Source organism: Pseudomonas sp. COR18, from assembly GCF_048568395.1.
Taxonomy (GTDB): domain Bacteria; phylum Pseudomonadota; class Gammaproteobacteria; order Pseudomonadales; family Pseudomonadaceae; genus Aquipseudomonas; species Aquipseudomonas fuscovaginae_B.
Map to the genome: position 1 here is coordinate 3,026,106 of NZ_CP183808.1, position 22,819 is coordinate 3,048,924.

The 22,819-nt window shown below is 65.1% G+C and carries 19 protein-coding genes and 2 pseudogenes; 8 read left to right on the plus strand and 13 right to left on the minus strand.

All coding sequences use genetic code 11. The annotated features are described in order from the left end of the window. Positions 1–16: 16 nt before the first annotated feature. The 5 genes from metW to ACM62G_RS13935 all read right to left on the minus strand — a co-directional run bounded on the left by metW (position 17) and on the right by ACM62G_RS13935 (position 4,171). Positions 17–637 carry a methionine biosynthesis protein MetW gene (metW, locus tag ACM62G_RS13915; protein ID WP_054058063.1) on the minus strand — a complete coding sequence of 207 codons (621 nt, stop codon included), beginning with the start codon at positions 635–637 and terminating at the stop codon, positions 17–19. 7 nt (positions 638–644) lie between these two features. Next, the gene (metX, locus tag ACM62G_RS13920; protein WP_419737339.1) at positions 645–1,784 is read right to left on the minus strand and encodes a homoserine O-succinyltransferase MetX; all 1,140 of its coding nucleotides are present in this window, start codon (positions 1,782–1,784) and stop codon (positions 645–647) included. A 240-nt stretch (positions 1,785–2,024) separates the two neighbouring features. After that, on the minus strand, positions 2,025–2,615 hold the full coding sequence (locus ACM62G_RS13925; protein WP_054058065.1) for a YggT family protein: 591 nt from the start codon (positions 2,613–2,615) through the stop codon (positions 2,025–2,027). Between the two features lie 17 nt (positions 2,616–2,632). Beyond that, positions 2,633–3,451, minus strand: coding sequence for a pyrroline-5-carboxylate reductase (gene proC, locus ACM62G_RS13930; protein WP_419737340.1), 819 nt, complete (start codon positions 3,449–3,451; stop codon positions 2,633–2,635). 33 nt (positions 3,452–3,484) lie between these two features. Beyond that, positions 3,485–4,171: a YggS family pyridoxal phosphate-dependent enzyme gene (locus tag ACM62G_RS13935; RefSeq protein WP_273825216.1), complete on the minus strand. Its 687-nt coding sequence runs from the start codon at positions 4,169–4,171 to the stop codon at positions 3,485–3,487. A gap of 56 nt (positions 4,172–4,227) precedes the next feature. Here ACM62G_RS13935 and ACM62G_RS13940 point away from each other — a divergent pair, with 56 nt between their 5' ends. Further along, positions 4,228–5,262 carry a type IV pilus twitching motility protein PilT gene (locus tag ACM62G_RS13940; RefSeq protein ID WP_054058067.1) on the plus strand — a complete coding sequence of 345 codons (1,035 nt, stop codon included), beginning with the start codon at positions 4,228–4,230 and terminating at the stop codon, positions 5,260–5,262. A 51-nt stretch (positions 5,263–5,313) separates the two neighbouring features. On the opposite strand, the gene ACM62G_RS13945 is transcribed toward ACM62G_RS13940, so the two are convergent. Further along, positions 5,314–5,970 carry a C40 family peptidase gene (locus ACM62G_RS13945; protein ID WP_054058068.1) on the minus strand — a complete coding sequence of 219 codons (657 nt, stop codon included), beginning with the start codon at positions 5,968–5,970 and terminating at the stop codon, positions 5,314–5,316. Positions 5,971–6,222: 252 nt separating this feature from the next. Between ACM62G_RS13945 and ACM62G_RS13950 the strand changes: the two genes are divergently transcribed. Further along, positions 6,223–6,642 carry a TM2 domain-containing protein gene (locus ACM62G_RS13950; RefSeq protein WP_054058069.1) on the plus strand — a complete coding sequence of 140 codons (420 nt, stop codon included), beginning with the start codon at positions 6,223–6,225 and terminating at the stop codon, positions 6,640–6,642. A gap of 131 nt (positions 6,643–6,773) precedes the next feature. Here the strand turns inward: ACM62G_RS13950 and ACM62G_RS13955 are convergent, their stop codons facing one another. The 7 genes from ACM62G_RS13955 to gshB form a co-directional block, all read right to left on the minus strand. Then, on the minus strand, positions 6,774–8,045 hold the full coding sequence (locus ACM62G_RS13955) for a dihydroorotase (RefSeq protein WP_054063537.1): 1,272 nt from the start codon (positions 8,043–8,045) through the stop codon (positions 6,774–6,776). Next, positions 8,042–9,046, minus strand: coding sequence for an aspartate carbamoyltransferase catalytic subunit (locus ACM62G_RS13960; RefSeq protein ID WP_054063536.1), 1,005 nt, complete (start codon positions 9,044–9,046; stop codon positions 8,042–8,044). Before ACM62G_RS13960 ends, ACM62G_RS13955 begins: the two co-directional genes overlap by 4 nt. A 15-nt stretch (positions 9,047–9,061) precedes the next feature. After that, on the minus strand, positions 9,062–9,577 hold the full coding sequence (gene pyrR, locus ACM62G_RS13965) for a bifunctional pyr operon transcriptional regulator/uracil phosphoribosyltransferase PyrR (RefSeq protein WP_054060887.1): 516 nt from the start codon (positions 9,575–9,577) through the stop codon (positions 9,062–9,064). A gap of 67 nt (positions 9,578–9,644) precedes the next feature. Then, positions 9,645–10,085, minus strand: a complete 441-nt coding sequence (gene ruvX / locus ACM62G_RS13970; protein ID WP_054060888.1) for a Holliday junction resolvase RuvX — start codon at positions 10,083–10,085, stop codon at positions 9,645–9,647. Beyond that, positions 10,085–10,654: a YqgE/AlgH family protein gene (locus ACM62G_RS13975; RefSeq protein WP_054060889.1), complete on the minus strand. Its 570-nt coding sequence runs from the start codon at positions 10,652–10,654 to the stop codon at positions 10,085–10,087. The genes ruvX and ACM62G_RS13975 overlap by 1 nt, the downstream gene beginning before the upstream one ends. A 48-nt stretch (positions 10,655–10,702) precedes the next feature. Further along, the gene (locus ACM62G_RS13980) at positions 10,703–11,602 is read right to left on the minus strand and encodes an energy transducer TonB (RefSeq protein WP_273825224.1); all 900 of its coding nucleotides are present in this window, start codon (positions 11,600–11,602) and stop codon (positions 10,703–10,705) included. A gap of 77 nt (positions 11,603–11,679) precedes the next feature. After that, on the minus strand, positions 11,680–12,633 hold the full coding sequence (gshB, locus tag ACM62G_RS13985; protein WP_273825225.1) for a glutathione synthase: 954 nt from the start codon (positions 12,631–12,633) through the stop codon (positions 11,680–11,682). A gap of 238 nt (positions 12,634–12,871) precedes the next feature. Here gshB and pilG point away from each other — a divergent pair, with 238 nt between their 5' ends. The 6 genes and pseudogenes from pilG to ACM62G_RS14015 all read left to right on the plus strand — a co-directional run bounded on the left by pilG (position 12,872) and on the right by ACM62G_RS14015 (position 22,711). Then, entirely contained in the window at positions 12,872–13,279 is a 408-nt protein-coding gene (gene pilG, locus ACM62G_RS13990; RefSeq protein WP_054060892.1) for a twitching motility response regulator PilG, read from the plus strand. Positions 13,280–13,324: 45 nt separating this feature from the next. Beyond that, entirely contained in the window at positions 13,325–13,690 is a 366-nt protein-coding gene (gene pilH / locus ACM62G_RS13995) for a twitching motility response regulator PilH (protein ID WP_054060893.1), read from the plus strand. A gap of 12 nt (positions 13,691–13,702) precedes the next feature. Further along, positions 13,703–14,242 carry a chemotaxis protein CheW gene (locus ACM62G_RS14000; protein WP_054060894.1) on the plus strand — a complete coding sequence of 180 codons (540 nt, stop codon included), beginning with the start codon at positions 13,703–13,705 and terminating at the stop codon, positions 14,240–14,242. A gap of 57 nt (positions 14,243–14,299) precedes the next feature. Further along, positions 14,300–16,356 (plus strand): annotated as a pseudogene (locus ACM62G_RS14005) (methyl-accepting chemotaxis protein). A gap of 7 nt (positions 16,357–16,363) precedes the next feature. Further along, positions 16,364–22,263, plus strand: a pseudogene (locus ACM62G_RS14010) (Hpt domain-containing protein). After that, positions 22,256–22,711: a chemotaxis protein CheW gene (locus ACM62G_RS14015; RefSeq protein ID WP_054060897.1), complete on the plus strand. Its 456-nt coding sequence runs from the start codon at positions 22,256–22,258 to the stop codon at positions 22,709–22,711. Before ACM62G_RS14010 ends, ACM62G_RS14015 begins: the two are co-directional and overlap by 8 nt. Positions 22,712–22,819: the final 108 nt, after the last annotated feature.

Genomic DNA, 22,819 nt, shown 5'->3' on the forward strand with positions numbered 1-22,819 from the left:
CTCGCACTCAGGTGATTTATACCGCGATCCGATGTTCCTGCAGGCCGGGGCTGCTGACGCGGTAGATGCCGATCTCTCCCAACAGATTAGGCCATAGCTTACTGGCCCACCCGTGGCGGTGCTGTTGATCCACGGCAAGTCGATCAATGACCTTGGCCTGGCGCTCGCGGCACAGTTCCTCGAAGTCCTCGAAGGTGCAGAAGTGGATGTTGGGGGTGTTGTACCAGGTGTACGGCAGGAATTCCGAGACCGGCATGCGGCCCTTGCTCGCCAGGTACCAGCGGCAGCGCCAGTGACCGAAGTTGGGGAAGGTGATGATGCACTGGCGGCCGACCCGGAGCATTTCGTCGAGGATCTTGTCCGGGTAGTGCACGGCCTGCAGGGCCTGGGTCATGACCACGATATCGAAGCTGTTGCTGGCGAAGTTGCCCAGGCCCTTGTCCAGGTCCTGCTCGATGACGTTGATACCCTTGGCCACGCAGGCGGCGATGTTGTCGGCGTCGTTTTCCAGGCCGTAGCCGGTGACCTGCTTGTTGTCGCGCAGCCAGCTCAGCAGCTCACCGTCGCCGCAACCGAGGTCGAGCACGCGGCTGCCGGCGGGGATCCAGTCTTGGATGATTTCCAGGTCGGCTCTCATGGCGTCCTCACAGCGTAATCCGGTTCATGTAATGGCCGAACGCCTGCAAGTAACGCGGGATCGGGATCAGGAAGGCGTCGTGGCCTTGGGGGGCGTCGATTTCCAGGTAGCAGACGTCCTTGCGCGCGGCCATCAGCGCATCCACCACTTCCCGCGAGCGGGCCGGGGAGAAGCGCCAGTCGGTGGTGAAGGACATCACGCAGAAGCTGGCCTTGGCACCGGCGAAGGTCTTCGCCAGGTCGTTGTCGAAGTTCGCCGCCGGGTCGAAGTAGTCCAGGGCCTTGGTCATCACCAGGTAGGTGTTGGCGTCGAAGCGTCCGGAGAATTCCTCGCCCTGGTAGCGCAGGTAGCTTTCGACCTGGAACTCGACGCTGTGGAAATCGTAGTTGAGCTTGTCGCTCTTGAGTCCGCGGCCGAATTTCTCGCCCATGGAGTCGTCGGACAGGTAGGTGATATGCCCGACCATCCGCGCCAGCATCAGCCCACGCTTGGGAATCACGTTATGTTCCTGGAACGAGCCACCGTGGAATTCGGGGTCGGTGAGGATCGCCTGGCGCGCCACTTCGTTGAAGGCGATGTTCTGCGCCGACAGCTTGGGCGCCGAAGCGATCGCCACGCAGTGGCGCACGCGATCCGGGTAGGTGATGGTCCACTGCATGGCCTGCATGCCGCCGAGGCTGCCGCCGACCACCGCTGCCCACTGGCCGATGCCCAGGCGATCGGCGAGGCGGGCCTGGCTGTGCACCCAGTCTTCCACGGTCAGCACCGGAAAGTCGGCGCCGAAGGGCTTGCCGGTCTCCGGGTTGATGCTGCTCGGGCCGGTGGAGCCGTTGCAGCCGCCGAGGTTGTTCAGGCTGACCACGAAGAACTTGTGGGTGTCGATCGGTTTGCCGGGGCCGATGCAGCTGTCCCACCAGCCGGGCTTGCGGTCGTCCGGGCTGTGATAGCCCGCCGCGTGATGGTGGCCGGACAGGGCGTGGCAGATCAGCACCGCGTTGCTCGCCGTGGCGTTGAGGGTGCCGTAGGTTTCGTAGATCAGATCGTAGGCCGGCAGGGAGCGACCACAGGCCAGGGCCAGGGGCTCGCTGAAGTGTGCCGTTTGCGGCACGACCAGCCCGACGGAATCGTGGGGAAAGACTGTGGACATCGACCCTGCTCACGCTTGAATGAGGCGTAAGTCTAATGAGCGGGGGGATCAGCGGCAAGCAAAGGCCCGACCAGGTGGCGATTTGCGCAAAAACAGAAGCCTGGAGTGGACTGCTCCCAGGAAGCTGGATCCCCATCCAACCCTTGGGGCAGTCCAGACTGTGGGAGCGGGCTTGCCCGCGGATGGGCCCTTGAGGCCGCTGAAAGCTTCGCGGGCCAGCCCGCTCCCACAGGGGTTGCGTCAGATCAGGCGGAACAGCACTTCAGGCATGCCGCTCATCACCGCCAGCGGCGGGATCACATAGCTCTGCAGCAGCTGGATCACCAGGAATGCCAGGATCGGCGAGATATCCAGCCCGCCCAGGTTCGGCACGATCTTGCGGAACGGCGCCAGCACCGGCTCGCTGATCTGGTACACCAGCTCGGCCGCCGGGCTATGGCTGCTCGGGGCGACCCAGGAGAGAATCACGCTGATGATCATGGCGAAGAAGAACACCTTGAGGAACAGCGAGGTGACGCCGATGATCGCCCAGATCAGCAGGTAGGCGATATTGCCGGCCACGCCGTAGCTGAGCAGCAGGATCACCGCCATCAGCAGCATCTGCACGATGATCGCCAGCACCAGCGACGACATGTCCAGGCCGAACAGGCTCGGAATCACCCGGCGCATCGGCTTGAGCAGCGGTTGAGTGGCCTTGACGGTGAACTGGCAGAGCGGGTTGTAGAAGTTGGCCCGTACCAGTTGCAGGATGAAACGCAACAGAACCACCAGCAGATAAAGGCTGCCCAGGGTCTGGATGACGAAGATGGCAGCGCTATTGAGTGCAAACATCAGTATTCCCCCGAAAGTTACTGACCGAGCTGCTCGGCCATTTCGGCCGAACGCTGGGCGGCGGCGGCGAGCGCCTTGTCTACCAGGGCTTCGAAGCCGCCGGCCTGGAAGGTCTTGATCGCCGCTTCGGTGGTGCCGGCCGGGGAAGTCACCCGACGGCGCAGTTCGGCGGCATCCACGTCGCTGGCGACGGCCATGTGGGCGGCGCCCAGGGCGGTCTGCTGGCTCAGTTGGGTGGCGATTTCACGTGGCAGGCCGAGTTTCTCGCCGGCGGCGGTCATGGCCTCGATGAGCAGAAAGAAATAGGCCGGGCCGCTGCCGGATACTGCGGTGACCGCGTCCAGCTGCTGTTCTTCATCCAGCCACAGGGCCGAGCCGACGGCCGACAGCAGGGTCTGTGCCTGCTGGCGCTGTTCGTCCGACACCTGGTGGGTGGCGTACAGGCCGCTGACGCCTTTGCGCAGCAGCGACGGGGTGTTGGGCATGCAGCGCACCACCGGTTGTTCGCCGAGCCAGTTGTTCAGGCTGGCACAGGTGATGCCGGCGGCAATCGACACCACAAGCTGGTTGGGCCTGAGGCTGGGGCGCAAGGCCTCGCACACGGCCTTCATGGCCTGTGGCTTGACCGCCAGCACCACCACGTCCGCGCCCTGGACGGCCTCGGCGTTGTCGGCGAACACGTCGATGCCGTGTTCGGCCGCCACCCGCGCACGGGTCTCGGCGCCCGGATCGCTGGCGCGAATCAGGGCGGCGTCCAGGCCTTCGGCACGCAGACCGCCGATCAGGCTGGCTGCCATGTTGCCGGCGCCGATGAAGGTGATTCGATTCTTGCTCATGAAGGATCCTTGGAAAGAGTGTGTGGGGCCCTTTCAGGCCTGGCCGTAGTCGCGGGCGCCAAACAGGGCGGTACCGATCCGCACCCAGGTGGCGCCTTGGGCAATGGCCGACTCGAGGTCGTGGCTCATGCCCATGGAAAGTGTGTCGAGCGGCAGGTCGAGGCTGTTCTGCAAGGTTCGCACGGTGGCGAACGCGGCGTCTTGTGCGGCACGCTCTTCGGTGGGTTCGGGGATCGCCATCAGGCCGCGCAGCACCAGGTTCGGCAGTTGGCCGATGGCGGCGGCGAGGGCCGGCAGGTCGGCCGGAGTGCATCCGGATTTGCTGGCCTCGCCGCTGACGTTGACCTGAATGCAGATATTCAGTGGTGGCAGGCCGGCCGGACGTTGTTCGGACAGGCGTTGTGCGATTTTCAGGCGATCCACGGAATGCACCCAGTCGAAATGCTCGGCAATGGCTCGAGTCTTGTTCGATTGAATGGGGCCGATAAAGTGCCAACTCAAGGGCAGGTCGGTCAATTCGGCCTGTTTGCCGAGGGCTTCCTGCAGGTAGTTCTCGCCGAAGTCCCTGACGCCTGCGGCATGGGCTTCGCGAATGGCGGCGGCGGGCTTGGTCTTGCTCACGGCGAGCAGGTGGACGTCGTCGGCATCGCGGCCTGCGGCCAGGGCGGCGGCGCGGATACGGGCTGCAACGGAGGCAATGTTGTCTGCTATCGTGGTCATTCAATCTCGCCCGCAGTTCAAAAGTCTGCGGCATTCTACCTGTATTGGGGAGTCTCATGGATATCACCGAGCTGCTGGCCTTTAGCGCCAAACAGGGCGCGTCGGACTTGCATCTCTCGGCCGGGTTGCCACCGATGATCCGGGTCGATGGCGACGTGCGCCGGATCAACCTGCCGGCGCTGGACCACAAGCAGGTCCATGATCTGATCTATGACATCATGAATGACCGCCAGCGCAAGGACTACGAGGAGTTCCTGGAAACCGACTTCTCCTTCGAAGTGCCGGGGGTGGCGCGCTTCCGGGTCAATGCCTTCAACCAGAACCGTGGCGCAGGTGCGGTATTCCGTACCATTCCGTCGAAAGTCCTGACCATGGACGACCTGGGCATGGGCGAGGTGTTCCGCAAGATCACCGAGGTGCCCCGTGGCCTGGTGCTGGTGACCGGGCCGACCGGCTCGGGCAAGTCGACCACCCTGGCGGCGATGATCGATCACCTGAACAACAACCGGCACCACCATATCCTCACCATCGAGGACCCGATCGAGTTCGTCCACGAATCGAAGAAATGCCTGGTCAACCAGCGTGAGGTGCACCGCGATACCCAGAGCTTCTCCGCGGCCCTGCGCTCGGCCCTGCGTGAAGACCCGGACGTGATCCTGGTGGGCGAGATGCGCGACCTGGAAACCATCCGCCTGGCGCTGACCGCCGCGGAAACCGGGCACCTGGTGTTCGGCACCCTGCACACCACCTCGGCGGCGAAGACCATCGACCGGGTGGTCGACGTGTTCCCGGCGGAGGAGAAATCCATGGTCCGCTCGATGCTCTCCGAGTCGTTGCAGGCGGTGATTTCCCAGAGCCTGCTGAAAAAGATCGGCGGCGGCCGGGTGGCGGCCCACGAAATCATGCTGGGCACCCCGGCGATTCGCAACCTGATCCGCGAGGACAAGGTGGCGCAGATGTACTCGTCGATCCAGACCGGCGGCTCCCTGGGCATGCAGACGCTGGACATGTGCCTCAAGGATCTGCTGGCCAAGGGCCTGATCGCCCGCGACAGTGCCCGCGAGAAGGCGAAGATTCCCGACAACTTCTAGAGCAGCGTTGTCTGATCGGTCATGCCCTGGCTGGCGCGCAGGGCTTCAGGCTCAGCGCTGGACGACCCGCATATGACCGGTCTGTTCCTTCGCGATCACCCGCTTGGCGACTGCGTAGTGGCTGGCCCAGTAGGGCTTCTTCAGGGTGTCGATGGTCACCGACTTGCCGCGACGCGGGGCATGGATGAAGCGGTCGTTGCCCAGGTAGATGGCAACGTGGTTGACCTTGCGGCTCTTGATGTTGAAGAACAGCAGGTCACCCGGCTTCAGGTCCTTGCGATCGACCTTCTGGCCGTGACCGGAGGCCATGGCGTTGGAGGTGCGGGGCAGGTCGCTGGCGGCGACACCGTTATAGGCGTACTTGACCAGCCCGCTGCAGTCGAAGCCCTTGCTCGGGCTGCTGCCACCCCAGCGATAGGGAGTGCCCAGCACATTCACCGCGCGGCTCAGGGCGGCGCTGCTCTGCTTGCTGTTCGGTGCACCGGCAACGGCTGCGGTGAGTTCGGCCTGTTTCACTTTACCGTGGCTGTTATGCCTGCCAGGGTGTTTGCTGCCAGGAGCACTGATCTCGGAAATTTTGGCGACAGCTGCAGGTGACTTTGCAGTGTGGCCGTCGATATTGGGAAGACGTTGCTCACGATTGGTGGCGTGGGCGGCCAGTGGCATCAAAAGGCAAATGGTCAGCCATGTCTTGAAAAATGGTCGCATTAGGCAAGGCTCATATGGATTTAGCGCGCAACTTTATAACAGCTTGCAGGTCTTTCCGAGGCCGTTTGTCGACTCTATACAGGAGGCAAAAGCGCTCTGCGCCGCCGAAAAGAGACCCATGGGTCACGCGCAAGCCAGGTGCGGCAAGGCTTTCAGCGATTTTCAGCAAGACTCTGTTACATGTTTTGAGACAGTAAAAAAGTCACGAAAAAAAGACGAAAAATTTATCTATCGCGCTCGGAGAGGACATTCATGAACAGCTATCGGCACGATGGCACCCTGGCCAATACCCACAACGTTTTTCTCGGGTATTTGCTGTGGATCTTCGGTTTCACCGGTTCCCATCGCTTCTATTACGGCAAGCCGGTGACCGGGACGATCTGGTTTTGTACGTTTGGCCTGCTGGGGATCGGCTGGCTGATCGACGTGTTCCTGATTCCGGGCATGGATCGCGAGGCCGATCTGCGTTTTACCCCGGGGCCGCTGGACTATACCGTCGCCTGGTTGCTGCTGACCTTTCTCGGCATCTTCGGTGTGCACCGCATGTACCAGGGCAAGTGGATCACCGGGCTGTTGTATCTGGTGACCGGCGGGCTGCTGGGGCTCGGGGTGCTGTATGACTTCTGGACGTTGAATGACCAGATTTCGCTGAGGAACAGCGGACGGGGGTGAGACCCCTGCTGGGGGGTGCGGTGTTCCCTTCGCGGGCAAGCCGCGCTCCTACAGGACGGTGTTGTACACAAGAGCTGCGTACACGCGCAATTGTAGGCGCGCGACTTGCCCGCGAAGGGGCGCCACGGTCTTTACGCCTGGTGGGTAATCCGCCCATCCATCAGCGTATAACGCACCGTCCCTGGCAGCGCATGCCCGATGAACGGGCAGTTCTCGCCGCGTGACAGCCACTGTTCGCCGGCCACGGTGGAGGTGCCAGGATCGAACAGCACCAGGTCCGCCGCGGCCCCCACCGCCAGTTTGCCCGCCGGCAGGCGCAGGGCATCGGCCGGTCCGGCGCTCAGTCGGGCGAGCAGGGTTGGCAGGTCGAGCAGGCCGTCTTCCACCAGGGTCAGGGCCAGCGGCAGCAGCAGTTCGACGCTGCTGATGCCCGGCTCGGTCGCGCCGAACGGTGCCAGCTTGGCGTCACGCTCGTGAGGCTGGTGGTGACTGGAGATGGCGCCGATCACCCCGGACTTCACCGCCTCGCGCAGGCCATCGCGGTCGGCGCGGGTGCGCAGCGGGGGTTGCACGTGGTACAGGCTGGAGAAGTCGATCAGCGCTTCGTCGGTGAGGATCAACTGGTACAGCGCCACGTCGGCGGTAACCCGCAGGCCCTTGGCCTGGGCCTGGGCGATCAGGGCCGCGCCGCGGGCGCTGGTCAGCTGGCTGAAGTGCGCGCGTACGCCGGTCTGCTCGACCAGCAGCAGGTCACGGGCCAGGGCCACGGTCTCGGCGGTTTCCGGGATGCCCGGCAGGCCGAGGAAGCTGGCGGTCGCGCCTTCGTGGGCCAGGCCGCCTTCGGCCAGATCGTGGTCCTGGGAGTGGAACACCACCGTCAGGTCGAACGTGGCCGCGTATTCCAGGGCCCGGCACAGGGTGCGGGTGTTGCGGAAGCTGTTCAGGCCGTTGCCGAACGCCACGCAGCCGGCATCACGCAGGGCCACCAGTTCCGCCAGTTGCTCGCCTTCCAGGCCCTTGCTCAGGGCACCGATCGGGAACACCTTGGTATTGCCGGCCTCACGGGCACGGTCGAGGATCAGTTCGGCGACTGCCGAAGTATCGAGTACCGGCTTGGTCCGTGGCGGGCAGCACAGGCTGGTGACACCGCCGGCGGCGGCGGCGCGGGTTTCGCTGGCGATGCTGCCCTTGCGGCTGTAGCCCGGCTCGCGCAGGGCGACGTTCAGGTCGACCAGCCCGGGGGCGGCGACCAGGCCCTTGGCGTCAAGGCTTTCGCTTGGCTCGAAACCGGCCGGTGCGGTGCCGATGGCGACGATCCGGCCGGCTTCCAGGTGCAGGTCGCTGACCTGGTCCAGGCCGCTGCTCGGGTCAATGACGCGGGCGCCGATAATGCTGAGCTTCACTGGGCGTTCTCCTGCTCGAATTGGCGCTGGGCAGTCTGCCCGCTCATGGCCATGGACAATACGGCCATGCGTACGGCGATGCCGTAGGTAACCTGGTTGAGGATGACCGAGCGCGGACCGTCGGCCACCGCCGATTCGATCTCCACGCCGCGGTTGATCGGGCCCGGATGCATGACGATGGCATCCGGCTTGGCGCCGGCCAGGCGCGTGGTGGTCAGGCCGAACAGGCGGTAGAACTCGCCCTCGCTGGGCAGCAGGCCGCCGGTCATGCGCTCGCGCTGCAGGCGCAGCATGATCACCACGTCGACATCCTTGAGACCTTCGGTCATGTCGGTGTAGACCTTCACGCCGTACTGCTCGATACCGATCGGCACCAGCGTCTTGGGTGCGATCACGCGGATATCCGGGCAGCCCAGGGTCTTGAGCGCGAGCATGTTCGAGCGGGCGACCCGCGAGTGCAGGATGTCGCCGACGATCGCCACCGAGAGGTTCTCGAAGCCGCCCTTGTGCCGACGGATGGTCAGCATGTCGAGCATGCCCTGGGTCGGGTGGGCGTGGCGGCCGTCGCCGCCGTTGATGATCGCCACCTGCGGGCAGACGTGTTCGGCGATGAAGTGCGCGGCACCGGAGTCGGAATGGCGCACCACGAACATGTCGGCGGCCATGGCTTCGAGATTGCGCAGGGTATCGAGCAGGGTTTCGCCCTTGCTCGCGGACGAGGTCGACACGTTCAGCGAGATCACGTCGGCCGACAGCCGCTGTGCCGCCAGTTCGAAGGTGGTGCGGGTGCGGGTGGAGTTCTCGAAGAACACGTTGCACACGGTCTTGCCACGCAGCAGCGGGACTTTCTTCACCGCCCGGGCACCGACCTCGAGGAACGAGTCGGCGGTGTCGAGGATTTCGGTCAGCAGCTCGCGGGGCAGGCCGTCGAGTGACAGGAAGTGGCGCAGCTGGCCCTGATCATTGAGCTGCAGGGGGCGCTTGGCGTCTGGAGGCGTCATCGCAGAGGACTCTTTTTAAGGTGCTTGAAGGGCCAGATCTTGAAGTTCGAGCTGGAGCGGCGCGGGGCCGGACAATTTTACCCGTTCCGTGGGGGCCAGGGACAGGGTTGCCCCCACCACATTCGGCCGGATCGGCAACTCGGCGGCGTCCAGGTCCAGCAGGCAGACCAGGGTCACGCTGGCCGGGCGGCCATAGTCGAACAGTTCATTGAGGGCGGCGCGAATGGTCCGGCCGCTCATCAGCACGTCGTCGATCAGCACCAGGTGCTGGCCTTCGATCTCGAACGGCAGCTCCGACGGACGTACCTGCGGATGCAGGCCGTTCTGGCTGAAGTCGTCGCGGTAGAAGGAAACGTCCAGGGTGCCCAGTGGCGAATCGCTGTCCAGGGCCTTGAGCAGCGCCTGGGCGACCCACACGCCGCCGGTGCGGATGCCGATGTAGCGTGGGCTGTCGATGGCTCGCTGCTGCAGATGGGCCTTGAGGCGGACGGCCATCTGGTCGATCAGTTCGGCGGGATTGGGCAGGCTCATGATGGCTCCTTCAAGGGCCCGCCCGACAGGCGCGGCGAGGGCTGAGACGGTACGACGCGCGGCGCCGTCAGGATTCGGGGGATACGGGGTTTTCTTCGATCCAGCTTTGCAGCAGCAGTTTGGCGGCGATGGCGTCCACCGGGTTGTCGCGGTAGCTGCCTTTGTGCCCACCCTTGGCCATGCGTTCGCCCTTGGCCTCGAAGGTGGTCAGGCGTTCGTCCTGGGTGAAGAACGGCACGTTGTAGCGGCCGTTGAGGCGGCGGGCGAATTTTTCCGCGCGGGCGCACATCTCGCTGGGCGTGCCGTCCATGTTCAGGGGCAGGCCGACCACCACCGCATCGGGTTTCCACTCCTTGATCAGGGCTTCGACCTGGTTCCAGTCGGGCACGCCGTTCTGCGCTTTGAGGGTGCACAGTTCGCGGGCCTGGCCGGTGACCATCTGGCCGACGGCAACGCCGATCTGCCGGGTGCCGTAGTCGAAACCCAGCAACAGACGGATATTGGCCATCAGGCGTGGCCCGCCTGGCTGGTCAGCAGGTTGAGGTTGACGCCCAGGTGCGCGGCAGCGGCGGCCAGGCGGTCTTCGCTATCGGTGTTGAAGAGGATTTCCGGGGAGAACGGGCAGGTCAGCCAGGCGTTATCGGCCAGCTCGGCCTCCAGTTGTCCGGCTTCCCAGCCGGCGTAGCCAAGGGTGATCAGGCTGCGCTCGGGGCCGACGCCATCGGCGATGGCGAACAGCACGTCCTGGGAAGTCGACAGCGCCAGGCCCTCGAGTTCGACGGTGGCTTGGTAGGTCTTGCCGATCGGGTGCAGGACGAAGCCGCGATCGGTCTGCACCGGGCCGCCGGAATAGATCGGAATATGCTGGCACAGCGCTGGCGGGTCGATATCAGGGCGCAACTGTTCGAGGATATCGGCCAGGTTCAGCGATTGCGGCCGGTTGATCACCAGTCCCATGGCGCCGTTTGCGCTGTGCTCGACGATATAGGTCACCGTCTGCGCAAAGTTCGGGTCGGCCATATGCGGCATGGCGATCAGGAAGTGATGCTTGAGGTACGTCGGGGTGAGGTTTTTCATGAACCCTAGTGTGGCGTTGGGCAGCCGAACTGACAAGCACGATGGCGCTCAATTGCTGGACAGCCGGTCCCCCCGGGCGAAACGCCAGGTACGGATGATTTCCAGGCGGTCAATGTCCGACAGGTCGCCGGTGAACGGCGCGAACGGCGCCGCCAGGCGGACGATGCGCTGCGCCGCCTGGTCCAGCAGCGGCTGGCCGGACGATTCGAGCACCAGCACCTCATACAGCGAACCATCGCGGTTGATCGACACCATCAGCCGCAGGCTGCCGTAGATCTGTTGGCGACGGGCTTCCTCGGGGTAGTTGAGGTTGCCGATCCGTTCGACCTTCTTGCGCCACTCGTCCTTGTACCAGGCGCCCTTGTCGCGCATGGTCGAGGCCGCGCTCAGGCGATGGATGCGGGGCCGTTTGGCATAGAGCTGGCGTTCCTTGGCCAGTTCCGCCTCCAGGCTGGCAATGTCGCTGGACAACTGCGAGCTGTCGAAGGTCGGCGTCTCGGCCTTGGGCGTGGCTTCGGGCTTGGGTTCTTCGTGGCGGGTGACGGTTTTCTTCGGTTTCGGCGCGACGGTGGCGACCGCCGCCTTGGGCGTCGCTTCGCTGACCTGCGGCTTGGCCGGCGGTGGCGTGGCCACCTTGTTGACGGTGTTGTCCTGGAACGGCGCGACCTCGGTGGTGGTCGGGATCGCCTTTTTATCCAGGGTACCGCTGCCTTGCTGGTTTTCCTGGGCGAGGAAGTCGGCCTTGGCCGGCCTGGTCTCGCTCTTGAAGGTGGCCAGGGTGATTTCCAGGGTTCTGCTGACCTGTTTGGGCTCGACGAAACTGAACCCCACCCCGAGCAGCAGCGCCAGGTGGATCAGCGCGGCGAGAAACAGGGTAAAGCCGAGCCTGTCGGCCGGGCGCACGCCGGTGCGGTAGAGTTCGGGAGGCAGATCGGCGGGGAGAGTCATGACCAGAAAACCAACATCACGCGTTTCGGAGGCGGTGCATCATAGCGCAATGTTGGTTCCATCTCGGCTGTTCTACATCAACGGCTCTTGAGCTTCTGCTCAATGGCATCCATCAGCAGGCTGCCGATCCGGGTGCCGAAGGCATTGTCGATCTCGCGGATGCAGGTCGGGCTGGTGACGTTGATTTCCGTCAGGTGCTCGCCGATGACATCCAGGCCTACGAACAGCAGGCCCTTTTCCCGCAGGGTCGGTCCGACCTGGGCGGCGATCCAGCGGTCGCGTTCGGACAGCGGGCGGGCTTCGCCGCGACCGCCGGCGGCCAGGTTGCCGCGGGTTTCGCCGCTGGCCGGGATGCGTGCCAGGCAATAGGGTACCGGCTCGCCATCGACCATCAGGATGCGCTTGTCGCCGTCCTTGATCGCCGGCAGGTAGGCCTGGGCCATGATCTGCTGGCTGCCCAGGGCGGTGAGGGTTTCGAGGATCACCGACAGGTTCGGGTCGCCTACCCGGTGACGGAAGATCGAGGTGCCGCCCATGCCGTCCAGCGGCTTGAGGATCACATCGCCGTGCCTGGCGGCGAATTCACGCAGCACGTCGGCGCGGCGGCTGACCACGGTGGGCGGCGTGCACTGGGGGAACTGGGTGGCGAACAGTTTCTCGTTGCAGTCGCGCAGGCTCTGGGGCTTGTTCACCACCAGCACGCCGGCCCGTTCGGCCTGCTCCAGCAGGTAGGTGGAGTAGACGAACTCCATGTCGAACGGCGGGTCCTTGCGCATCAGGATCACGTCCAGCTCGCTCAGGGCCGCGTCGGTTTCCGCTTCCAGCTCGAACCAGTGCTCGGGGTTGGCGAACACCTTCAACGGTTTCATCCGCGCGCGGGCTACCCCGGCGTCCTGGTAAAGATCCTGCTGCTCCATGTAGAACAGCGTCCAGCCGCGCTCCTGGGCGGCCAGCAACATGGCCAGCGAGCTGTCCTTCTTGTAGGAAATGCTCGCGATGGGGTCCATGACAATCCCGAGACGAACGCTCATGGGCTATATCCTCTGTAGGCCGTGAAGGCCGCAATGACTTGATAAAGTGGCGTCAGAGTGGCGCTGTGGAGGTTCGCGGTCAAGGAAAAAGCTGGGGCGGGGGCCGCGCATGGATTGCGTAGGGAGACTGTGCTAAAAAGGTTCGCATCCTGTACGAAATCCTTCCGCATCAAGGGTTTCGCGCCCGGAAACCGGGCATCCCTGGAAAATGCGTCGCTGTGGCGATGGTAGAGCAGATATGGAACAGCATTCCACAGCCTTGAAAGTCATGGTCATCGATGACTCCAAGACGATTCGCCGTACCGCCGAAACGCTGTTGAAGCATGTCGGTTGCGAAGTCATCACCGCTGTCGACGGCTTCGAGGCGTTGGCCAAGATCGCTGATCACCACCCGGGCATCATCTTCGTCGACATCATGATGCCGCGCCTGGATGGCTACCAGACCTGCGCCCTGATCAAGAACAACAGTGCGTTCAAGTCGACGCCGGTGATCATGCTGTCCTCCAAGGACAGCCTGTTCGACAAGGCCAAGGGACGTATCGTCGGTTCTGATCAGTTCTTGACCAAACCCTTCAGCAAGGAAGAACTGCTGGAGGCGATCAAGGCGCATGTCCCGGGATTTGCGGCAGTAGAACAAGCACTTTGACGGGGGGCCGCCGGGCCGCCTGCTTTATAAGAAATGGGGAGCACCATGGCACGCATCCTGATCGTCGATGATTCGCCGACTGAAATGTACAAACTGACCGGCATGCTGGAAAGGCACGGTCATGAAGTCCTCAAGGCCGAGAACGGCGCCGACGGCGTGGCCCTGGCCCGTCAGGAAAAGCCCGATGCGGTGCTGATGGATATCGTCATGCCCGGCCTCAACGGCTTCCAGGCGACCCGGCAACTGACCAAGGATCCGGAAACCTCGGCGATCCCGGTGATCATCATCACCACCAAGGACCAGGAGACCGACAAGGTCTGGGGCACGCGCCAGGGCGCCAGGGACTACCTGACCAAGCCGGTCGAAGAGGAAACCCTGCTCAAGACCCTGAACAACGTCCTGGCCGGTTGACGGCCGGCAGCCATGGCCGAATCGCAGACCGCCTTTGCGCTCCTGCTGGAGATCGACCAGCGCTGTCGGGCGCTGGCGGCGGACCTGCCGTCCCAGGAAGCCCGCCAGGATACCTGGAGCGGCATCGGTTTCCGGCTCGGCGAGCAGTGGTACGTGGCGCCCATGGGCGAGGTGGCCGAAGTGCTGCATGAGCCGCGCTACACCCTGCTGCCGGGGGTGAAGCCCTGGGTCAGGGGCGTTGCCAACCTGCGCGGGCGGCTGTTGCCGCTGATGGACCTGTGCGGGTTCTTCGGTCATGAGTTGTCGACCGTGCGCAAGCAGCGTCGGGTACTGGTGCTGGAGTACAAGGACGTGTTCGCCGGCCTGCTGGTGGACGAGGTGGCGGGCATGCAGCACTTTCCCCGGGACAGCCGGCAGTTGCATTCGGTCGAGCGCCCGGAACAGGTCGTCGCGCCCTTCGTGCAGGGCTGTTTCGAACGTGGGCGCAACTGGTGGGTCTTCAGCCCGTTCAGCCTGGCGCAGGCTCCGGGGTTTCTTGATGTTGCAGTCTAATCGTGTGTCCGGCTTGCGCGGGGCCCGCTTCCATGGCAGTACAGGCAGAGGCCTGAGATGATCAAAGGCAAAACCGGCAATCCCGAGCAGGCCTCGCGCAGTCGTTCACAGATCATCGTGCTGTTCATCGCACTGATCGTGTTCATCATGTTGCTGTTCGCCAACTTCGCCTACCTGAACACCCAGGCCTCCTACGACAAGCAGTACATCAGCCACGCCGGCGAATTGCGCGTGCTGTCCCAGCGTATCGCCAAGAACGCCACCGAGGCGGCTTCCGGCAAGGCCGCGGCGTTCAAGCTGCTCAGCGATGCGCGCAACGACTTCGCCCAGCGCTGGGGCTACCTGAAGAAGGGCGACCCGTCCACCGGCCTGCCCGCCGCGCCGCCGACCGTGCGCAATGAAATGCACGCGGTGCAGCAGGACTGGGAAAGCCTGCTGAAAAACACCGATGCGATCCTCGCCAGTGAACAGACCGTGCTGTCCCTGCACCAGGTGGCGGCGACCCTGGCCGAAACCGTGCCGCAGTTGCAGGTCGAGTACGAGAAGGTCGTGGAAATCCTCCTGCAGCGGGGAGCACCGGCGGCCCAGGTGGCCATGGCTCAGCGCCAGTCGTTGCTCGCCGAGCGTATTCTCGGTGCGGTGAACACCGTGCTGGCCGGCGACGAAACCTCGTCCCAGGCGGCCGATGCCTTCGGTCGTGATGCGGCGCGCTTCGGCCAGGTGCTCAATGGCATGTTGCAGGGCAATGCCGCGCTGAAGATTTCCCAGGTCGAGGACAAGGATGCCCGGGCCCGGCTCGGCGAGATTGCCGAACTGTTCGAATTCGTCTCCGGCTCGGTCGACGAGATTCTCGAAACCTCGCCGGAGCTGTTCCAGGTCCGTGAGTCCGCCAGCAGCATCTTCAGCCTGTCGCAGACCCTGCTGGACGAGGCCTCGCACCTGGCCAACGGTTTCGAGAACCTGGCGGGCGGGCGTTCCCTCGACACCATCGGCGGTTATGTCCTCGGCCTGCTGGCGCTGGCCTCGATCATCCTGATCGGCCTGGTGATGGTTCGCGAGACCAACCGCCAGTTGCGCGAGACCGCGGAAAAGAACGAGCGCAACCAGCACGCGATCATGCGCCTGCTGGATGAAATCGAGGACCTGGCCGACGGCGACCTGACCGTGACCGCCTCGGTGACCGAGGACTTCACCGGGACCATTGCCGACTCGATCAACTATTCGGTGGACCAGTTGCGCGACCTGGTCGCGACCATCAACCTCACCGCCGGCAAGGTCGCCGCCGCCGTGCAGGAAACCCAGGCCACCGCGATGCAACTGGCCGAGGCCTCGGAGCACCAGGCCCAGCAGATCAGCGAGGCGTCCGCGGCGATCAGCGACATGGCCCAGTCTATCGACCAGGTGTCGGCCAACGCCGCCGAATCCTCGGCGGTGGCCGAGCGCTCGGTGGAAATCGCCAACAAGGGCAACGAGGTGGTGCACAACACCATCCACGGCATGGACAACATCCGCGAGCAGATCCAGGACACCGCCAAGCGCATCAAGCGCCTGGGCGAGTCTTCCCAGGAGATCGGCGATATCGTCAGCCTGATCGACGACATTGCCGAGCAGACCAACATCCTCGCGCTCAATGCGGCGATCCAGGCCTCCATGGCCGGCGACGCCGGGCGCGGTTTCGCGGTGGTCGCCGACGAGGTCCAGCGCCTGGCGGAGCGCTCGTCCGCCGCGACCCGGCAGATCGAGACCCTGGTGCGGGCGATCCAGGCCGACACCAACGAGGCGGTGATCTCCATGGAGCAGACCACCACCGAAGTGGTCAGGGGGCGCGTCTGGCGCAGGATGCCGGGGTGGCGCTGGAGGAAATCGAGGGGGTATCGAAAACCCTGGCCGCGCTGATCCAGAGCATCTTCAACGCCGCCCAGCAGCAAACTTCGTCGGCGGGGCAGATTTCGCTGACCATGAACGTGATCCAGCAGATCACCACCCAGACCTCATCCGGTTCGACCGCTACCGCCGAGAGCATTGGCAACCTGGCGAAAATGGCCAGCCAACTGCGGCGCTCGGTCTCCGGCTTTACCTTGCCCCAAGCGCAAGATGCGCGTGAAACCCGGTAGTACGAGCATGAGCGAGCAGCAGCATGACTACGTGGCCCTGGAGTGGGTCAAGGGCGAGATCGCCGACACCCTGAAGCAGGCCCGGCAGGCCCTGGACGGCCTCGACGGGCCGGAGCATGGGGCCGAGGAAATCGCCGAGTGCCTGGCCTGTATCCACCAGGTGCACGGCAGTCTGCAGATGGTCGAGTTCTATGGGGCGGCGCTGTTGGCCGAGGAAATGGAACAACTGGTGCTGGCCCTGCAGCAGGGCCGGGTCAGCGAACCTGGCGAGGCCGTCAGCCTGCTGCACCAGGCGTTTACTCAGTTGCCGCTGTACCTGGACCGCGTGCACAGCGCCCGGCGCGATCTGCCGCTGGTGGTGCTGCCGCTGCTCAACGACCTGCGCAGCGCCCGTGGCGAAAGCCTGCTTTCTGAAACCAGCCTGTTCAGCCCGCTGCTGCCGGACCTGCCGCCGCTCGACGCCGAGGCCCTGGCCCGGCTGGCCCCGCCGGATCTGCCCGGGTTGCTGCGCAAGTGGCGACAGATGTTGCAGACCGCCCTGGTCGGGCTGCTGCGCGAGCAGGACGACGCCACCAACCTGGGCTACATGGCCAAGGTGTTCGGTCGCCTCGAAAGCCTCTGCCAGGGCGCACCGCTGGCGCCGCTGTGGGAGGTCGGTTCGGCGCTGGTCGAAGGCATGCTCGCCGGTGCGATCGGCAACAGCCCGGCACTGCGCAGCCTGCTCAAGGATGCCGACCGGGAACTCAAGCGTCTGCTGGAACAGGGTATCGAGGGCATCAACCAGGCGGCGCCGGACGAACTGCTCAAGAGCCTGCTGTTCTACCTGGCCAAGGCCGAGCAGCCTACCGCGCAGATGCGCGTGCTCAAGGAACGCTACGGCCTCGACGAGGCGTTACCGGATACCCGCGTAGTCGACGAGGAGCGCGCGCGCCTGGCCGGCCCCGACCGCGACGCCATGCGCTCGGTGGTCTCGGCCCTCTGTGAGGAACTGGTGCGGGTCAAGGAGCGGCTGGACCTGTTCGTGCGCAGCGATCGCCAGCACGCCGACGACCTGGCCGGTCTGCTGGCGCCGTTGCGGCAGATCGCCGATACCCTGGCGGTGCTCGGTTTCGGCCAGCCGCGCAAGGTGATCATCGACCAGTTGGCGGTGGTCCAGGGCCTGGCCCAGGGCCAGCGCGAACCGAATGACGCGGTGCTGATGGATGTCGCCGGGGCCCTGCTCTATGTCGAGGCCACGCTGGCCGGAATGGTTGGCACGGTCGAGCCGCAAGGGCGTGAAGAGAGCGGCCTGCCGACCACCGACCTGACCCTGATCCACCAGATCGTGATCCGCGAGGCGCTGCTCTGCCTGCAGCAGGCCAAGGACCTGATCGTCGACTACATCGATGCCAACTGGGACCGCGAGCGCCTGGCGCCACTGCCCGACCTGCTGACCCAGGTGCGGGGTGCGCTGTCGATGATTCCCCTGGGCCGCGCGGCGAGCCTGCTGGAAACCTGCAACCACTACATCCGCGAGCACCTGATCGACGAGCCGGCCTCGCCGCCCTGGCAGCAGCTCGATCGTCTCGCCGATGCCCTGAGCGGCATCGAGTACTACCTCGAACGCCTGGCGGAAGACCACGAGGCCCTGGGCGAGCAGGTGCTGGACAAGGTCGAGCAGAGCCTGGACGCCCTGGGCTATGCGCCGGTGGAGCTGGAGGTGCCGCTGCTCGAAGAGGCGCTGAGCCCTACCGAAGCCCTGGTGATGCAGGATCTGCAGGAACTGGACGACCCCCATGTGGTGCAGTCCCTGGCCGATATGCTGGCCACTCCGGTCTCGGAACTCAATCCGCCGGCTCGACAGGTGCCCCGCAGCCTGCTGCCGCCGCCGTCCGACGAGCCGCCGGTGGATGACGAATTGCGTGAGGTGTTTCTCGAGGAAGCCGCTGAGGTCCTCGATGCCCTGCGTGACTACCTGCCACGCTGGGTCGCCGATCTCGACGGCCAGTCGGCCCTGGGCGAATTGCGCCGGGCCTTCCACACCCTCAAGGGCAGCGGCCGGATGGTCCGCGCGCTGGTGCTGGCCGAGCTGGCCTGGGCCATGGAGAACCTGCTCAACCGGGTACTGGAGCGCAGCCTGGAGCCCGCGCCCGAGGTGCCGCAACTGATCGACGAAGTACTGCACCTGCTGCCGGAACTGGTCGATGAGTTCGCCGCCGGCGCCCAGCGCCAGCGTGACGATGTCGACCAGTTGGCAGCCCGCGCCCATGCCCTGGCGAGCACCGATGATGGGGCTGACGCCGGGGCTGCGGATGACGTGGAGGCGCTTGACCGGCAGTTGCTGGAAATCTTCCGCGCCGAGGCCGAGGCCCACCTCGACAGTCTCAACCACTTTCTCGAACAGGCTGCCGAGCACCTGCCGTTGCAGGTCAGCGACGAACTGCAACGGGCCTTGCATACCCTCAAGGGCAGCGCCTACATGGCCGGCGTCCTGCCGATGGCCGAGCTGGCCGCGCCGCTCTACTACCTGGTGCGCGAGTTCAAGGCCCATCTGCTGGCGCTGGACCTGGACGAAGTCGAGCTGCTGTTCGAAGCCGAAGGCCTGTTTCGCCAGGGCCTGCAGCAACTGGCGGACGATCCGCTGGTCGCCATCGACGGTGCGCCGCAACTGATCCGCCGGGCCGAGGCATTACTGGCGGCGCGGCTTGAAGCCCTGCTCAGCGTACCCAGCAGCGCCCAGCGCACCCGCCGCGACCCGCAACTGATCAACAGCTTCCTGGCCCAGGGCATGGATATCCTGCTGGATGCCGAAAGCCTGCTGCAGCGGTGGCAGCAGCACCCTGGCGAACGCCAGGAGCTCAACGACCTGCTGGACGAACTGACCACCCTCGGCCAGGGCGCGCATCTGGCCGACCTGGAGCCGGTGGACGAGCTGTGCGAAGCCCTGCTGGATATCTACGGGGCTGTCGAGGAAAGCAGCCTGGCGGTCAGCGAGCGGTTTTTCCATGAGGCGCAGCAGGCTCACGAAGCGCTGATCAACATGCTCGACGAACTGGCCGCCGGCCAGGCGATCAACCCGCAGCCGGTGCGGATCCGCGCCTTGCGCGAGCTGCTCGACGAGGCACTCGACCCGTCCGCCACCGGGCTGATCAGGAACGACGGTGGCGCTGCTCCACGCATCAGCGAACTGGGCGCGGCCACCGCTGCGGCACAGCTCGAGGAGCGTGTGGACCTGGACGACGAGATCGTGGCGATCTTCCTCGAAGAGGCGGCGGATATCCTCGACAGTGCCGGGCTGGCGTTGCAGCGCTGGCTCGACGAGCCGGACAACGGCGCCTCGCTGCTGGCCCTGCAGCGTGACCTGCACACTCTCAAGGGGGGGCGCGGATGGCCGAGGTCGGTCCGGTCGGCGACCTGGCCCATGAGCTGGAGAACCTCTACGAGGGGCTGCTGGACCGGCGCTTCAGCCATTCGCCGCCACTGGCGTTGCTGTTGCAGAAGAGCCATGACCAACTGGCCGTCATGCTCGAGCAGTTGCAGGAGCAGCAGCCGCTGAGCGATCCGGCGCGGTTGATCGACAGCCTCCAGGCGTTCCGCCAGCAGGGTGCCGAGCCGCTGGCGCCGGTACCGGTCGAGCCGCCCGCGGCCGGTGGAGATCCGGAACTGCTCGAGGTTTTTCTCGAGGAAGGTTTCGACATCATCGAGAGCTCCGGTGCGGCGTTGCAACGCTGGCGCGCCGAGCCGTCGAGCCGCCAGGAAGTGGAAAACCTGCTGCGCGACCTGCACACCCTCAAGGGCGGTGCGCGAATGGTCGAGATCGCCCCCATTGGCGACCTGGTCCACGAGCTGGAGTTTCTCTACGAAGGCGTGTCGACCCTGCTGCTGCAGCCTGGTGACAGGCTGTTCGACCTGTTGCAGAGCGCTCATGACCGTCTGGCACAGATGCTCGATGCGGTGCGGGCCGAGCAGCCGGTGTCACCGGCCGATGCCCTGATCGCCGAGATCCAGGCGTTTGGCCGGCAGCCGCCGCTCGAACCGCCAGCGGTGGCGGAGCCGCCGGCGCCGCTCAAGAGCGAGCCGGAGGCTGAGCGCCCGCCCCAGGACATGGTCAAGGTGTCCGCCGATCTGCTGGAGGATTTGGTCAACCTGGCGGGCGAGACGTCGATTTTCCGTGGGCGCATCGAGCAGCAGGTGAATGACGCCAAGATCGCGCTCAACGAAATGGAAACCACCATCGAGCGGATGCGCGACCAGTTGCGTCGGCTCGACACCGAGACCCAGGGGCGGATTCTCAGCCGCCAGCAGGTGGAGGCCGAGCGCCTGGGTTACGAGGAATTCGACCCGCTGGAGATGGACCGCCACTCGCAGTTGCAGCAGCTGTCCCGCGCCCTGTTCGAATCGGCGTCCGACTTGCTGGATCTCAAGGAGACCCTGGCCGGTCGCAACCAGGACGCCGAGAACCTGCTGTTGCAGCAGGCCCGGGTCAACACCCAATTGCAGGAAGGCCTGATGCGCACGCGCATGGTGCCGTTCGAGCGCATGGTGCCGCGGCTGAAGCGGGTGGTACGGCAGGTCGCGGCGGAACTGGGCAAGGACGTCGATTTCATCGTCGGCAATGCCGAGGGCGAGGTCGACCGCAATGTGCTCGAACGCATGGTCGCGCCGCTGGAACACATGCTGCGCAACGCCGTCGACCACGGCCTGGAAAGCACCGAAGTACGGCGTGCGGCCGGCAAGCCGGAGCAGGGGCGGATCACCCTCGACCTGTCCCATGAAGGCGGTGACATCGTTTTCGACATCCATGACGACGGCGCCGGGGTCCCGCTCGACGCGGTGCGGCGCAAGGCGATCAAGCGCGGAATGATCGAGGAGGACACGCCGATCAGCGACCGCGACGTGTTGCAGTTCATCCTTCAGCCGGGCTTTTCCACCGCCGAACGCATCACCCAGATTTCCGGGCGTGGTGTCGGCATGGACGTGGTCCATGAGGAAGTGCGGCAGTTGGGCGGGACCATGACCATCGACTCGATCAAGGGCCAGGGCGTGCACTTCCAGATTCGCCTGCCGTTCAGCGTCTCGGTGAACCGGGCGCTGATGGTGCAGTGTGGTGATGAGCAGTACGCGGTGCCGTTGAACACCGTCGAGGGCTTGGTGCGGGTGCTCCCCAGCGAACTGGAAGGCTATTACCAGCTCAATCCGCCGCGCTACGAGTACGCCGGGCAGACCTACGAATTGCGTTACCTGGGCGAACTGCTGAAAACCGTCAGCAAGCCCAGGCTGTTGGGGCTGAGCCAACCGCTGCCGCTGCTGCTGGTGCATTGCAACGAGCAGCGGGTGGCGTTGCAGGTCGACAGCCTGGCCGGCACCCGCGAGATCGTGGTGAAAAGCCTGGGGCCGCAGTTCGCCGCGGTGTCGGGGCTCTCGGGGGCGACCATTCTCGGTGATGGCCGGGTGGTGCTGATTCTCGACCTGCTGGCCCATGTCCGCACGTCCCAGGCCTGGGTGCCGGTACCGCGGGCGCTGAGCGACCTGGCGGGCGACTTCACACCGCTGCGGCCACGGCTGGTGCTGGTGGTGGACGACTCGGTCACCGTGCGCAAGGTCACCAGCCGTCTGCTGGAGCGCAACGGCATGAACGTGCTGACCGCGAAGGACGGTGTCGACGCAATGGCCCTGTTGCAGGAGCACACCCCGGACCTGATGCTGCTGGACATCGAGATGCCGCGCATGGACGGCTTCGAGGTCGCGACCCGGGTGCGCAACGACCCACGCCTGAAGGACCTGCCGATCATCATGATCACTTCCCGTACCGGCCAGAAACACCGCGACCGGGCCATGGCCATCGGCGTCAACGACTACCTGGGCAAGCCGTACCAGGAATCGGTGCTGCTGGAGAGCATCGCCCATTGGAGCCATGCCCATGCATGAACACCGTGCCAGCAGCCTGACCGGGTTGATGCTGCCCCTGGCCGATCGCTACCTGTTGTTGCCGAACGTGGCGGTGGCCGAACTGATCGACTTCCAGCGCGGCGAGCCGGCCAGCGATGCGCCGCCGTGGTACCTGCGCCAGGTGACCTGGCGCGACCGCCAGTTGCCGCTGATCAGCTTCGAGGCGGCTTGTGGCGGCGCGATCGCCGTGGGCGAGCGTGCCCGGATCGTGGTCCTCAACACCCTCGGCGGGCGCCCGGAGCTGCGTTTCATCGCCCTGGTGATCCAGGGCATCCCGCGTTCGTACAAGCTCGACAGCCAATTGAGTTTCGTCGACGTGCCACTGTGCCGCCTGGAGAAGGCCGCGGTACAGGTCGGCGAGCTGGTGGCGAAGATCCCGGACCTGCCGGGGCTGGAACGCCTGGTACTGGAGTCGGGGCTGGCCTGAGAGCGTTTCGTGCGGCTGATGGCACCTTCGCGGGCCAGCCACGCGCCTACAGGAGGGTGGCTGGCATCGGTATCCCGAAGACGCTCGGTAGGAGCCGGGCTTGCCCGC